At 72.9% G+C, this 12,626-nt stretch carries 10 protein-coding genes; 6 read left to right on the forward strand and 4 right to left on the reverse strand.

Annotated elements, in window-relative coordinates; genetic code table 11:
• Positions 1 to 49 precede the first annotated feature (49 nt).
• The gene (gene era, locus DCW30_RS07220) at positions 50 to 1,003 is read left to right on the forward strand and encodes a GTPase Era (protein WP_076686466.1); all 954 of its coding nucleotides are present in this window, start codon (positions 50 to 52) and stop codon (positions 1,001 to 1,003) included.
• 303 nt (positions 1,004 to 1,306) lie between these two features.
• Here the strand turns inward: era and DCW30_RS07225 are convergent, their stop codons facing one another.
• The 4 genes from DCW30_RS07225 to DCW30_RS07240 all read right to left on the reverse strand — a co-directional run bounded on the left by DCW30_RS07225 (position 1,307) and on the right by DCW30_RS07240 (position 5,356).
• A complete protein-coding gene (locus DCW30_RS07225) occupies positions 1,307 to 2,545 on the reverse strand; it encodes an MFS transporter (protein WP_076686468.1) in 1,239 nt (412 codons plus the stop codon).
• Positions 2,542 to 3,894, reverse strand: a complete 1,353-nt coding sequence (locus DCW30_RS07230) for a GH1 family beta-glucosidase (RefSeq protein WP_076686470.1) — start codon at positions 3,892 to 3,894, stop codon at positions 2,542 to 2,544. Before DCW30_RS07230 ends, DCW30_RS07225 begins: the two co-directional genes overlap by 4 nt.
• Positions 3,895 to 3,969: 75 nt before the next feature.
• Positions 3,970 to 4,236 (reverse strand): protealysin inhibitor emfourin, encoded by a 267-nt coding sequence (locus tag DCW30_RS07235; RefSeq protein WP_062776653.1) that lies wholly within the window; start codon positions 4,234 to 4,236, stop codon positions 3,970 to 3,972.
• Positions 4,237 to 4,279: 43 nt separating this feature from the next.
• A complete protein-coding gene (locus DCW30_RS07240) occupies positions 4,280 to 5,356 on the reverse strand; it encodes a M4 family metallopeptidase (protein ID WP_076689345.1) in 1,077 nt (358 codons plus the stop codon).
• 358 nt (positions 5,357 to 5,714) lie between these two features.
• Between DCW30_RS07240 and leuA the strand changes: the two genes are divergently transcribed.
• From leuA to DCW30_RS07265, 5 genes are all read left to right on the forward strand, one after another.
• Positions 5,715 to 7,436: a 2-isopropylmalate synthase gene (gene leuA, locus DCW30_RS07245; RefSeq protein WP_062776658.1), complete on the forward strand. Its 1,722-nt coding sequence runs from the start codon at positions 5,715 to 5,717 to the stop codon at positions 7,434 to 7,436.
• 207 nt (positions 7,437 to 7,643) lie between these two features.
• Positions 7,644 to 8,375: a TerB family tellurite resistance protein gene (locus tag DCW30_RS07250; protein ID WP_373569014.1), complete on the forward strand. Its 732-nt coding sequence runs from the start codon at positions 7,644 to 7,646 to the stop codon at positions 8,373 to 8,375.
• Positions 8,376 to 8,524: 149 nt separating this feature from the next.
• Positions 8,525 to 10,633 carry an MMPL family transporter gene (locus DCW30_RS07255; protein ID WP_079250147.1) on the forward strand — a complete coding sequence of 703 codons (2,109 nt, stop codon included), beginning with the start codon at positions 8,525 to 8,527 and terminating at the stop codon, positions 10,631 to 10,633.
• 65 nt (positions 10,634 to 10,698) lie between these two features.
• On the forward strand, positions 10,699 to 11,943 hold the full coding sequence (locus tag DCW30_RS07260) for a sensor histidine kinase (RefSeq protein WP_103557491.1): 1,245 nt from the start codon (positions 10,699 to 10,701) through the stop codon (positions 11,941 to 11,943).
• Positions 11,940 to 12,608: a response regulator gene (locus DCW30_RS07265; RefSeq protein ID WP_076686472.1), complete on the forward strand. Its 669-nt coding sequence runs from the start codon at positions 11,940 to 11,942 to the stop codon at positions 12,606 to 12,608. Before DCW30_RS07260 ends, DCW30_RS07265 begins: the two co-directional genes overlap by 4 nt.
• The last annotated feature ends 18 nt before the right edge of the window (positions 12,609 to 12,626 follow it).

Genomic DNA, 12,626 nt, shown 5'->3' on the forward strand with positions numbered 1-12,626 from the left:
ACGGCCAGCACTGTGCGGCAGGGGTCCCGGAATCAGGGACAATGGCGCCATGAGCGTTCGTACCCCGTCATCAGCCGAGCCGTCCGAGGCCGTCCACCGCGCCGGTTTCGCCTGCTTCGTCGGCCGCCCCAACGCGGGCAAGTCCACCCTCACGAACGCTCTGGTCGGCAAGAAGGTGGCGATCACCGCCAACCAGCCGCAGACCACGCGGCACACGGTGCGCGGCATCGTGCACCGGCCCGACGCCCAGTTGATCCTGGTGGACACCCCCGGCCTGCACAAGCCGCGCACCCTGCTCGGCGAGCGGCTCAACGACGTCGTGCGCACCACGTGGGCCGAGGTCGACGTCATCGGCTTCTGCCTGCCCGCGAACGAGAAGCTCGGCCCCGGCGACCGCTTCATCGCCAAGGAGCTCGCCTCCATCAAGAAGACGCCGAAGATCGCGATCGTCACCAAGACCGACCTCGTCGACAGCAAGACGCTCGCCGAGCAGCTCATCGCGATCGACCAGCTCGGCGCGGAGCTGGGCTTCGAGTGGGCCGAGATCGTCCCGGTGTCGGCCGTCGGCGACCAGCAGGTCGGGCTCCTCGCCGACCTCATCGTGCCGATGCTGCCCGAGGGCCCCGCGCTCTACCCCGAGGGCGACCTCACGGACGAGCCCGAGCAGGTCATGGTGGCCGAGCTGATCCGCGAGGCGGCGCTGGAAGGCGTACGGGACGAGCTGCCGCACTCCATCGCCGTCGTGGTGGAGGAGATGCTGCCGCGCGAGGACCGGCCCGCGGACAAGCCGCTGCTCGACATCCACGCGTTCGTCTACATCGAGCGGCCCAGCCAGAAGGGCATCATCATCGGCCCCAAGGGCAAGCGGCTCAAGGACGTCGGCATCAAGTCCCGCAAGCAGATCGAGGCGCTGCTCGGCACGCCCGTCTTCCTCGACCTGCACGTCAAGGTCGCCAAGGACTGGCAGCGGGACCCGCGCCAGCTCCGCAAGCTCGGCTTCTGACGCCGGCCCCCGGCCGCTCGTGACGCCCCCGCCGTGCGGAGGCGGCGCAGCGATGGACCCCCGTCCCGCCGCTGCGCCGCCGTCACCCGGCTCCGGCCGGATGTCATCGGGAACCGATGCGGGCGTCCCCGCATTCCCGTTCGGGCACCAAGAGTTCCCTTTCGGACGCCGAGAGTGGCGGAAACGGGCATTACGGGCCGCTGTCCGGGCGTGACGGGTCCCTCATCCGGGCATCTGACGACCTGTTCGGGCACGACGGACGCCCCGTCCGTGCGTCGCGGCCGCCCCCTTCGGGCATCCCGCTCAGTCCACGCCCCTGATCCGCGTCACGAGCGCCGCCCCCGCGAGGCCGATCACCGCAGCCGTCAGGTAGAGCACGCGGTAGCCGCCGAGGTGGGTCACGATCGGCGCGGCGATGGCCGGGGCCGCCACCTGGGGCAGGGAGTTGGCGATGTTGATGACGCCGAGGTCCTTGCCGCGGTCCCTGGCCTTCGGCAGGACGTCCGTCATCAGGGCGAAGTCCACCGAGGTGAAGACGCCGAAGCCGACGCCGAGCAGCGCCGCCGCCACGACCACGCCCGGCCACGTCTGCCAGAGGGCGAGCAGCCCCGTCGCCGCCGCCATCAGCGAGCCCGACCAGATCACGAAGGGCTTGCGCCGCCCCACCCGGTCCGAACAGGCGCCGCCCACCACAACGGTGGCGAGCATCGTCACGCCGTTCACGGCCGTCAGGATCAGCACGCCGCCCTCCGGGTCGTCGCGGTCCAGCCCGTCCCGCAGGAAGTACAGGAGGTAGAGCAGCACCACGGAGTTGCTGACGTTGATCAGGAAGCGGGTCAGCCAGGCCCAGGCCAGATCCGGGTGGCGGCGCGGGCTCGGCCAGAAGCCCGCGAGGAAGGCCCGCGGCTCCCACGGCGGCCGGTCGGCCACCGGAAGCCGCAGGTCACGATGGCGCACCACGTACGGAAGCACGCCCGCCACGGTGAACACCGCGCACGCCGCGTACCCCGCGACCGTCCCGCCCGCGGCCGTCGCGAGCCCCGTCCCCACGACCACGCCGAGCAGTTGCGCCGCCCCGAGCCAGCCGCCGACCGAGCCCCGCTGCGCACGCGGCACCCGGTCGGGCACGGCGGCCGTGACCGCGGCGAAGGCGGCGTTCAGGGTGAGCTGGACCAGGCACCAGCCCGCCGCCAGCCACCACACGGAACCCGCGGCGGACAGCAGCAGGAGCGCGGCGGCGCCGCCCGCGGCGCCCGCCGCGATCCACGGCGTGCGCCGCCCGAGGCGGCAGGTCGTGCGGTCCGAGAGCGCGCCGAAGAGCGGGTTCGCGGCGAGCGAGACGACGGCACCGGCGCCCGTCACCCAGGCGAGGACCGTCTCCTTGGGGGTGCCCGCGGGGGCCAGGTCCGCCGCCTGCACGGCGAGCAGGATCTGCAGCGGCCCGTACCAGCCCACCCAGAGCGCGCCGTTCGCCACAGAGAGGGCCGCCGTCCAGCTCCGCCCGACCCGCTCGGCCGGCTCCCGCAGCGCGCCGGAGGTCATGCCCGCTGCGCCCGCAGGACCTCGCGCAGCCAGTGGTAGGACGCCTTCGGGGTGCGTTTCTGGGTGGCGTGGTCGACGTGGACGAGGCCGAAGCGCCGCCGGTGGCCCTCCGCCCACTCGAAGTTGTCGAGCAGCGACCAGACGAAGTAGCCGCGCACGTCGACGCCCGCTTCGACCGCCCGGTGCAGGGCCCGCAGATGGCCGTCCAGGTAGGCGATCCGCTCCTGGTCGTCGATCCCCTCGTACGAGCAGCCGTTCTCGGTGATGACCAGGGGCGGGAGTCGGTCGCCGTAGCGGTCGCGGAAGGCGGTGAGGAGTTCGGTGAGCGCCTCGGGGACGACCGGCCAGCCGAAGTCCGTGACCGGGTACCCCTCGATCGGCCGGGGTGAGAAGGGGAGTCCGGTCGGGAGCGTGAGGCCCGCGAACTCGGCGGCGGTGCCCTCGGGGAGCGGGGCGCCCACCTTCGTCGGCTGGTAGAAGTTGATCCCGTACCAGTCGAGCGGTTCCGCGATCACCTTCAGGTCCGCTTCGAGGTCCGCCGCCGGCATCAGCTCGCCGAGTCCTTCGGGGTAGCGGCCCATCAGCAGCGGGTCGGCGAAGAGGCGGTTGAGGAGCACGTCGTAGAAGCCGGCGGCGGCCGTGTCCTCCTCGGCGGCCGAGGCGGGCCAGGTCGGGCCGTGCGAGTTGGCGATGCCGATGTCACGGGCGCCCGCCGCGCGCAGCGCGCGTACCGCGAGGCCGTGGGCGAGCAGCTGGTGGTGGGCGGCGGGCAGCGCGTCGAAGAGCAGCTTCTCGCCGGGGGCGTGCTCGCCGAGGGCGTGGCCGAGCAGGGTGTGCTCGGCCGGTTCGTTGAGGGTGATCCACTTCGGGACGCGGTCGCCGATGCGGGCGGCGACGACCGCCGCGTACTCGGCGAAGCGCTCGGCGGTGTCGCGCCGCAGCCAGCCGCCCGCGTCCTGGAGGGCCAGGGGGGTGTCCCAGTGGAACAGCGTGGGCACGGGCCGCACGCCCCGCGCGCACAGCTCGTCGACGAGGCGGTCGTAGAAGTCCAGGCCCGCCGCGCTGACCGCGCCCGCCCCCGTCGGCAGCACGCGCGGCCAGGAGACCGAGAACCGGTAGGCGGCCACGCCGAGGCCGCCGACGAGCGCCACGTCCTCGCGGTAGCGGTGGTAGTGGTCGCAGGCGACGGCGGCGGTCGTGCCGTCCTTCACGTTCCCCGGCACGGCGGTGAAGGCGTCCCACACGGACGGGCCCCGCTGGTCGGCGGCGCCCTCGATCTGAGGGGCCGAGGTGGACACGCCCCACAGGAAGTCGCGGGGGAACCGGGGTATCGCCGCAGTCGCTGCCATGGGCGGGATCTTCCGTACCGCCCGGTACGCGCGTCAATGGGCGTGCGCGGAAAAGGTGAACAATTCTCAGGTTCGCTACGCGCCTTCCTTCAGCACCCGCGAGATCAGCTTGCGCTGCGGCTCCGTGAGCCGGGGGTCCGAGCAGTAGACCGTCCGCCCGTCGACCGTGAGGGTGTAGCTGAAGCCGTCGGGCACCCCTATCGGCGGCGTGCTCCTGCCCTCGGCCACGGCCTGCTCGGCCAGGGCGTGCCACTCGGGGGCATCGGCCAGCTGCGAGGTGTCCACCTCGGCGTGCCGGTCGATGCCCGCGAATCCTCCGGTCCGCTTCACCTGGATACGCATGGGTCCTGTCTACTGCACCGGGCGGGCGGCGGAAAGCGCGCCGTCAGCCGTTGGTGGGCACCTTGACGGTGGTCCACGCGTCGACGACGGCCTTGAGCTCCTCCCCGTCGCCGAACTTCTGCCGGGCGGCGGCCACCGTCAGCTTCGCGAAGTCGGTGAAGGAGGCGTCCTGCGCCAGCTCGCCGCCGGTCAGGACGGCGTACCAGATCTGTCCCGCCCGCTCCCAGGAGTGACCGCCGAGCGCCTCGGCGACCAGGTAGAACGCGCGGTTCGGGATGCCGGAGTTGATGTGCACGCCGCCGTTGTCGCGGCCCGTGCGGACGTAGTGGTCCATGTCGGCGGGCTGCGGGTCCTTGCCGAGCACGTCGTCGTCGTAGGCGGTGCCGGGCTCCTTCATGGAGCGCAGCGCCTTGCCGGTGACGCGCGGGGCGAGCAGTCCCGCGCCGATCAGCCAGTCGGCCTCGGTGGAGGTCTGGCCGAGCGTGTACTGCTTGATCATCGCGCCGAAGACGTCCGACATCGACTCGTTCAGGGCGCCCGGCTGACCGAAGTACGTGAGGTTCGCCGTGTACTGCGTGACGCCGTGGGTCAGCTCGTGGCCGATCACGTCCACCGGGATGGTGAAGTCGAGGAAGATCTCGCCGTCGCCGTCGCCGAACACCATCTGCTCGCCGTTCCAGAAGGCGTTGTTGTAGTCCTCGGAGTAGTGCACGGTCGCGTTCAGCGGCAGTCCGCCGCCGTCGATGGAGTTGCGCTCGTACGACTTCAGGAACAGCTCGAAGGTGGCGCCCAGACCCGCGTACGCGCGGTTGACGGTGGCGTCCTTGCCGGGCTTGTCCCCCTCGGAGCGGACCTTGCGGCCCGGCAGCTCGGTGCGGTGCCTCGCGTCGTACACCGTGCGGTGCGGCTTGTCGGCGGCGGCTCCCTTGGGCGGGGCCACGGCGGGCGCGCCGATGACGGTCGTCAGGTGGCGGCGGGTGCGCTCGATGGCGTCGCGCTCCAGGGAGCGGCGGGCGGGCGTGGCGAGCGCGGGGTCCTGGCTCTGGGCCAGCGTGTCCAGGACGTGCGGCGGCACGATGGTGCAGAAGACGGGCTCGAAGCCCGTCGGATTGGCGGTCATGGCGGCAATGTGGCACTGGGTCATGCCGCTGTCACTACCTGCCACCATGATTGATGAAATAGAGGCATACGGGCTCCGGAGGGCCTCCCCATCGGGTACGGCACGCTGTGCGCCGACGGAGGCGGCAGTGGGGTATGACACCTTTTGCACCGCTCTCCGCCCCTGGTCCCGCATACTGATACGGGCCCGCGCACAGAGCGCGGCTCGGCTAGGCTGCGGTCCATCATGCGATTCGGGCTGCTTCTCCTTAGCTGCCGCGGCGAGGGCCTGTAGACAAGGCCGACCCCCTCCCCGCGGAGTTCGGCGTTGCGCTAAGACCGTCGGCCGTCCTTCAGGACACTTCCGAGGAGCCCCGCACATGCCGAACTTCCAGCGCCCCACGTCCATGCCGGTCCACAAGTACGGGCAGTACGAGCAGGTCGCGATCCCCGACCGCACGTGGCCGGACAAGCGGATCACCGTCGCCCCCCGCTGGCTCTCCACCGACCTGCGCGACGGCAACCAGGCGCTGATCGACCCGATGTCCCCCGCGCGCAAGCGCGCCATGTTCGACCTGCTGGTACGCATGGGCTACAAGGAGATCGAGGTCGGCTTCCCCTCGTCGGGCCAGACCGACTTCGACTTCGTGCGCTCCATCATCGAGGACGAGGACGCGATCCCCGAGGACGTGACGATCTCCGTCCTGACCCAGGCCCGCGAAGAGCTGATCGAGCGCACGGTCGAGTCCCTGAAGGGCGCCCGCCGCGCCACCGTCCACCTGTACAACGCGACCGCGCCCGTCTGGCGCGACGTCGTCTTCCGCGGCTCGCGCGACGCCGTGAAGCAGATCGCCGTCGACGGCACACGCCTGGTCATGGAGTACGCGGACAAGCTGCTGGACGACCGCACCACCTTCGGGTACCAGTACAGCCCCGAGATCTTCACCGACACCGAGCTGGACTTCGCCCTGGAGGTCTGCGAGGGCGTCATGGACGTCTGGCAGCCCGACGCCGAGCGCGAGATCATCCTGAACCTGCCCGCCACGGTGGAGCGCTCCACGCCCTCCACCCACGCGGACCGCTTCGAGTGGATGTCCCGCAACCTGTCCCGGCGCGAGTTCGTCTGCCTCTCCATCCACCCGCACAACGACCGCGGCACCGCCGTCGCCGCCGCCGAGCTGGCCGTGATGGCCGGCGGCGACCGCGTCGAGGGCTGCCTGTTCGGCCAGGGCGAGCGCACCGGCAACGTCGACCTGGTCACCCTGGGCATGAACCTCTTCAGCCAGGGCGTCGACCCGCAGATCGACTTCTCGGACATCGACGAGGTCCGCCGCGTGTACGAGTACTGCACGCAGATGGAGGTCCACCCCCGCCACCCGTACGCGGGCGACCTGGTCTACACCGCCTTCTCCGGCTCCCACCAGGACGCCATCAAGAAGGGCTTCGACGCGCTGGAGTCCCGCGCCGCCGCCGCGGGCAAGACCGTCGACGACGTCGAGTGGGCCGTGCCGTACCTGCCCATCGACCCCAAGGACGTCGGCCGCTCCTACGAGGCCGTCATCCGCGTCAACTCGCAGTCCGGCAAGGGCGGCATCGCGTACGTCCTGAAGAACGACCACAAGCTGGACCTGCCGCGCCGCATGCAGATCGAGTTCTCGAAGATCATCCAGACGAAGACCGACGCCGAGGGCGGCGAGGTCACGCCCGGCGCGATCTGGAGCGTCTTCCAGGACGAGTACCTGCCCAACCCCGAGAACCCCTGGGGTCGGATTCAGGTCAAGAACGGCCAGACGACGACCGACACCGACGGTGTCGACACCCTCACCGTCGAGGCCACGCTGGACGGCGCGGACACCGTCCTGACCGGTTCCGGCAACGGACCGATCTCCGCGTTCTTCGACGCGCTGCAGGGCATCGGCATCGACGTACGCCTGCTGGACTACCAGGAGCACACGATGAGCGAGGGCGCGTCCGCGCAGGCCGCCTCGTACATCGAGTGCGCGATCGGCGACAAGGTGCTGTGGGGCATCGGCATCGACGCGAACACGACGCGCGCCTCGCTCAAGGCCGTCGTCTCCGCGGTCAACCGCGCGGCCCGCTGACCGCGCGCCGATTTCCCCGGCCCGTACGCCGCCCCGCCCGCCGTCGCGCGGGCGGGGCGGCGTCGTCTCCCGGCCACGTATCCCTCGCTCTCCTGTACGAGGTGCTGACGCCACATCAACAATGTGGCTAACATCACGCCAACGCGGCAATGGAGTCGGTCGGGGCACCTTCATGTCCATCAGGACATGGGGGAGTTACGGAGGTGCGTGGTGCTGGATCGGGAACGAAACGGCAGGAAAGCGCGCGTCCTCGCCCTGCCCGTGTCGCGCGGCAGGGCGCTGCGCAGGCGCCTGATCGGCATGCACACCGCCTGGGACACCATCGGCGACGGCGAGTTCTTCTGCCCCGCCTGCGGCGGCGACCGCAACTACCAGCGGCTCACGGGCCGGCGTCGCTTCGTCGTGCTCGGCATGCCGCTCGTGCCGCGCGGCTGCGCGGGGCCCGTCATCCGGTGTACCGCCTGCCAGGACCTCTTCGACCCCGACGTCCTCGACCACCCCACCACCACCCGGCTCTCCGCGATGCTCCGCGACGCCGTGCACACCGTGGTCCTCGCCGTCCTCTCGACCGGCGGCACCGGATCGCGCTCCACGCTCGACACGGCCGTCGCCACGCTGCGCGCCGCGGGCCACGACGACTGCACCGAGGAGCGCCTCGTCGCCCTCGTCGACGCGCTGGCCGCCGACACCGGCCGTGCCACCGAACCCGACTGCGGGCCCGGCCTCGCCATAGAGCTCCACGAGGCCCTCGGCCCCCTCGCCCCGCACCTCGCCCCGGCGGGCCGCGAGGCCCTGCTCCTCCAGGGCGCCCGCATCGCCCTCGCGGACGGCCCCTACACCCCGGCCGAGCGCGACGTCCTCTCCACGGCGGGCTGCGCGCTGACGATCTGCTCCGAGGACGTGGCCCGCCTCCTGGTGGCCGCGCGCACACCTTCCTGAACGGCGCGTTCCGTACTCCCCAGGGAGTAACGCCCGCGTCCCGCCTCCCCGTGGCGTACCGCGCGACTCGGTCTCGGGCCTGACGGATCGGGGCGCGCGCCCCGGCAGGGTTGACCCCGAAACGTCACCCCTGCCGAAGGAGGCCCGTCATGGGGGCCGCACCGGCCGACGCCGCACCAGGGCGGAGCACCGCGCCACGACGCCGAAGGCGCGCCGTCCCCTGGGTCCTGCTGGGCCTGTGGATCGTGCTGCTGGCGATCGCCTCGCCCTTCGCCGCGAAGCTCGCCGACGTCCAGAACGACCGCGCCGTCGACTACCTGCCCGCCGGCGCCGGGTCCACCGAAGTGGCGTGCATCCAGGACCAGTTGCCCGGCGGGGAGGCCACCGAACTGGTCCTCGTCTACCACCGGGACGGCGGGCTGACCGCCGCCGACCGCGCGACCGCCGGCGACCAGGTCACCCGTATCGCCGGGGAACACCGACTCGTGTCCGAACCCGAGGGCGTGCCCTCCGAGGACGGCGCCACCCTGATGTACCCGGTCGTCAGCACCGAGCCGGGGCAGGACGAGGAGAAGCGGGACGCCCTCGTCGACGACATACGCGACACCGCCCGCGGCGGGGACGGGCTGAGCGCCGACGTCGGCGGGCCCGGGGCGCTGACCACCGACGCGGGCAAGGTGTACGACTCGCTCGGCGGGCCCCTGCTCTACACCACCGCCGGCGTCGTCGCGGTCCTGCTCATCCTCATCTACCGCAGCCCGTTCCTCTGGCTCGTGCCGCTCGCCGTCGCGGGCGTCGCCGACTACCTCGCGATGGCCGTCGCCTACGGGCTCAACCAGGGCTTCGACACCTCCGTCAGCGGACAGAGCTCCGGCGTCATGACCATCCTCGTCTTCGGCGCGGGCACCGACTACGCCCTGCTGCTCGTCTCCCGCTACCGCGAGGAACTGCGCCGCTTCGAACGGCCTTACGACGCCATGGCCGCCGCCCTGCGCGGCTGCGGGCCCGCCGTGCTCGCCTCCTCGGGGACCGTCGCCGCCGGACTGCTCTGCCTGCTCGCCGCCGACCTCAACAGCAGCCGCGGCATGGGCCCGCTCGGCACCGTCGGCGTGCTCTGCGCGCTCGCGGCGATGACGACGCTGCTGCCCGCCGTCCTGGTGCTCCTCGGGCGGCGCGTGTTCTGGCCGCTCATCCCCGCCTTCGGCAGCACGCCCAAGCAGCGGCGCAACGTCTTCGCGGCGATGGGCGGCTCCGCAGGGCGCAGGCCGCTCACCGTCCTCGCGGGCGGCGTCGTGCTCCTCGGGGCGCTCGCGCTCGGGGCGCTGAACCTGCCCGGCGCCCTCAAGCAGGAGGACTCCTTCACCAAGACCCCGGAGTCCGTGACGGCCATGGAGACCCTCGCCGCCGCCTACCCCGGGCGCGGCACGCAGCCGATCACCGTCATGTCCCCGGCCGGCCGCGCCGACGAGGCCCTCGCCGAGATCCGGGACACGAAGGGCGTCGGCGCCGCCGAGCGGGGGCGCCGCAGCGAGGACTGGACCGAGATCTCCGTCATCGCCACGGCCGCCCCCGAGTCCGCGGCGGAGGCGGCCACCATCGAGGCCCTGCGCGAGCGCCTCGACGGCTCCCACGTCGGAGGCGCCGGAGCCCAGCAGCTCGACCTCAAGGAGACCAACGACCGCGACCGCGCCATCGTCGTGCCGCTCGTGCTCGCCGCCGTGCTCCTCGTCCTCGTCGCACTCCTGCGCAGCCTGGTCGCGCCGCTGCTGCTGCTCGCCGCGGTCGTCGCCGTCTGGGCCGCCTCGCTCGGCGTCGCGGGACTCGTCTTCGAGCCGCTCCTCGGCTTCGAGGGCACCGACCCGGGGCTCGGCCTGCTCTCGTTCGTCTTCCTCGTCGCGCTCGGGGTCGACTACGGGATCTTCCTGATGCACCGCATGCGCGAGGAGTGCCTGAACGGGGCCGAACCGGGGACGGCCGCGCTCACCGCACTGCGCACCACCGGCGGCGTCATCGCCTCCGCGGGCCTCGTGCTCGCGGCGACGTTCGCCGTGCTCACCAACATGCCGCTCGTCCAACTCGTCGAGCTGGGCTTCGTCATCGCGGTCGGCGTGCTCCTCGACACCTTCCTGGTGCGCACGTACCTGGTGACGAGCGCCGGCGTGGCGCTCGGCAGGAAGGTGTGGTGGCCGGGCCCGCTGTCCAAGGCGAGGCCCGCCCCCGCCGGCGAGCCGGCCCGCGAACCCGCCGGCGCCCTCTAGGAAGTCCCGCACCCGGGGCGTCCCTCCCCTGCCGGAGCGGCGCCCCCCTGACGGAGGATGCAACGGTGGACGCCACCCGAAGCCCGGACAGGAGCGCTTCCGCCCTCGCCGGGTTCCCCGGCCCGCGCCGTCGGCCCGTGGGCCCGGCGCGGGCCCTGCGCGACGACGCGCTGCTCACCGCCGCCGCGGCACTGTCCGCCGTGGTCATCGGCGGGGGACGGCCCGACGGCCACCCCCTCGACGCCCTCGGCTGGACCCTGCTGCTGGTGGCGCATCTGCCGCTGGTGTGGCGTCGCCGCGCCCCGCTGCTCTCCTTCCTCTGCCTGATCCTCTGCCTCGCGCCGTACCACGGCATGGACTACGACCACACGGCGCCCGTGGCCGCCGCCATGATCGGCCTCTACACGGTCGCCGTGAGCGGCAGGCCGCTGCGCACCGCGCTCGTCGGCTCCGCCGTCATCGGCCTGATGCTCTCGGTGAAGTTCGGCCAGGGCGTCAGCGAGGGCCGCGAGGCGCTGCGGGTCACCGGCTGGATCGTGGCGCTCCTGCTGATCGGCGTCTACGTACGGGTCCACCGCCAGTACATCGCCTCCGTCGTCGAGCGCGCGGAACGCGCCGAGCGCACCCGCGAGGAGGAGGCCCGCCGCAGGGTCGCGGAGGAGCGGCTGCGGGTCGCCCGCGACCTGCACGACCTGCTCGCGCACAGCATCACCCTGATCGGCGTCCAGACCTCCGTCGCCGCGCACGTCCTCGCCGCCGACCCGGACCGCCTGGACCGCGCGGCCGTGGCCAAGGCCCTGGACGACGTGGCCGGCACGTGCCGCGCGGCCCGCGGTGAACTCCGCGCCACGCTCGAAGTGCTGCGGTCGGGCGTCGACGACGGCACGCAGGAGGCCAGGGGTCCGCTGCCCGGCCTCGACGGCCTCCCCGACCTCGCCGAGGCGGCCCGCACCGCGGGGGCCCGCGTCGAACTGAGCGTCGGCCCGCGCGAGGCCCCGCCCGCCGTGGGCGCCGCCGCGTACCGCATCGTGCAGGAGGCGCTGACCAACGCCGTGCGGCACGCGGGCCCCGACCTGACGGTGCGCGTGGCCGTACGCACCCGGGACGCCGCCCTCGCCGTGACCGTGACGGACGACGGCGCCGGAGGCCGCCACGAGGCCGCGCACACGCCGGGGTTCGGGCTCATCGGCATGCGGGAGCGGGCCCGCACCGTCGGCGGCACCCTGGAGGCGGGCCCGCGGGCCGAAGGGGGTTTCATGGTCTCCGCGCTGCTGCCGCTCGCGCCCACCGCCCAGGGAGGCCTCACATGACGATCCGCGTCCTGCTCGCCGACGACCAGACGCTGGTACGCGCCGCCTTCGCGATGCTCGTCGAATCGGCGCCGGACATGGAGGTCGTGGGCCAGGCGGACACCGGCCGCACGGCCGTCGCCCTGGCCCGCACCGAGCGGGCCGACCTCGTCGTCATGGACATCCGCATGCCCGACCTCGACGGCATCGAGGCGACGCGGCTGCTCGCCGCCGACGAGGACCTGGCGGGCGTGAAGGTCCTCATGCTGACGACGTACGACACGGACGAGCACGTCGTCGAGGCGCTGCGCGCGGGCGCGTCCGGCTTCCTGGTCAAGGACACCAGACCCGCCGATCTGCTCGACGCCATCCGCACGGTCGCGGCCGGCGAGGCCCTGCTGTCGCCGGGCCCCACCGCGCGCCTCATCGCCCGCGTCCTGCGGGCCCCGGACGCCCCCGCCCTGGCCGCGGGCGGCGGCCCCGAGGGCCTCACGGACCGCGAGCGGCAGGTCCTGGCGCTGGTGGCCCGCGGCCTGAACAACACGGAGGTGGCCGACGCGCTGGGCCTCAGCCCGCTGACGGCCAAGACGCACGTGAGCCGCATCATGGGCAAGCTGGGCGCCAGGGACCGGGCCCAACTGGTGATCGTGGCGTACGAGTCCGGGCTGGTGGCGCCGGGAGGGTGAGGGGGCTTTCCGCGCCGC

This window comes from Streptomyces alfalfae (assembly GCF_004127445.1).
Taxonomy (GTDB): domain Bacteria; phylum Actinomycetota; class Actinomycetes; order Streptomycetales; family Streptomycetaceae; genus Streptomyces; species Streptomyces alfalfae.

Bases quoted from the DNA above. Each gene is read 5' to 3' on its own strand.
- era (WP_076686466.1), top strand. From the start codon at position 50: ATGAGCGTTCGTACCCCGTCATCAGCCGAGCCGTCCGAGGCCGTCCAC.
- leuA (WP_062776658.1), top strand. From the start codon at position 5,715: ATGCCGAACTTCCAGCGCCCCACGTCCATGCCGGTCCACAAGTACGGG.
- DCW30_RS07265 (WP_076686472.1), top strand. From the start codon at position 11,940: ATGACGATCCGCGTCCTGCTCGCCGACGACCAGACGCTGGTACGCGCC.
- DCW30_RS07230 (WP_076686470.1), bottom strand. From the start codon at position 3,894: ATGGCAGCGACTGCGGCGATACCCCGGTTCCCCCGCGACTTCCTGTGG.
- DCW30_RS07240 (WP_076689345.1), bottom strand. From the start codon at position 5,356: ATGACCGCCAATCCGACGGGCTTCGAGCCCGTCTTCTGCACCATCGTG.
- DCW30_RS07225 (WP_076686468.1), bottom strand. From the start codon at position 2,545: ATGACCTCCGGCGCGCTGCGGGAGCCGGCCGAGCGGGTCGGGCGGAGC.
- DCW30_RS07255 (WP_079250147.1), top strand. From the start codon at position 8,525: ATGGGGGCCGCACCGGCCGACGCCGCACCAGGGCGGAGCACCGCGCCA.
- DCW30_RS07235 (WP_062776653.1), bottom strand. From the start codon at position 4,236: ATGCGTATCCAGGTGAAGCGGACCGGAGGATTCGCGGGCATCGACCGG.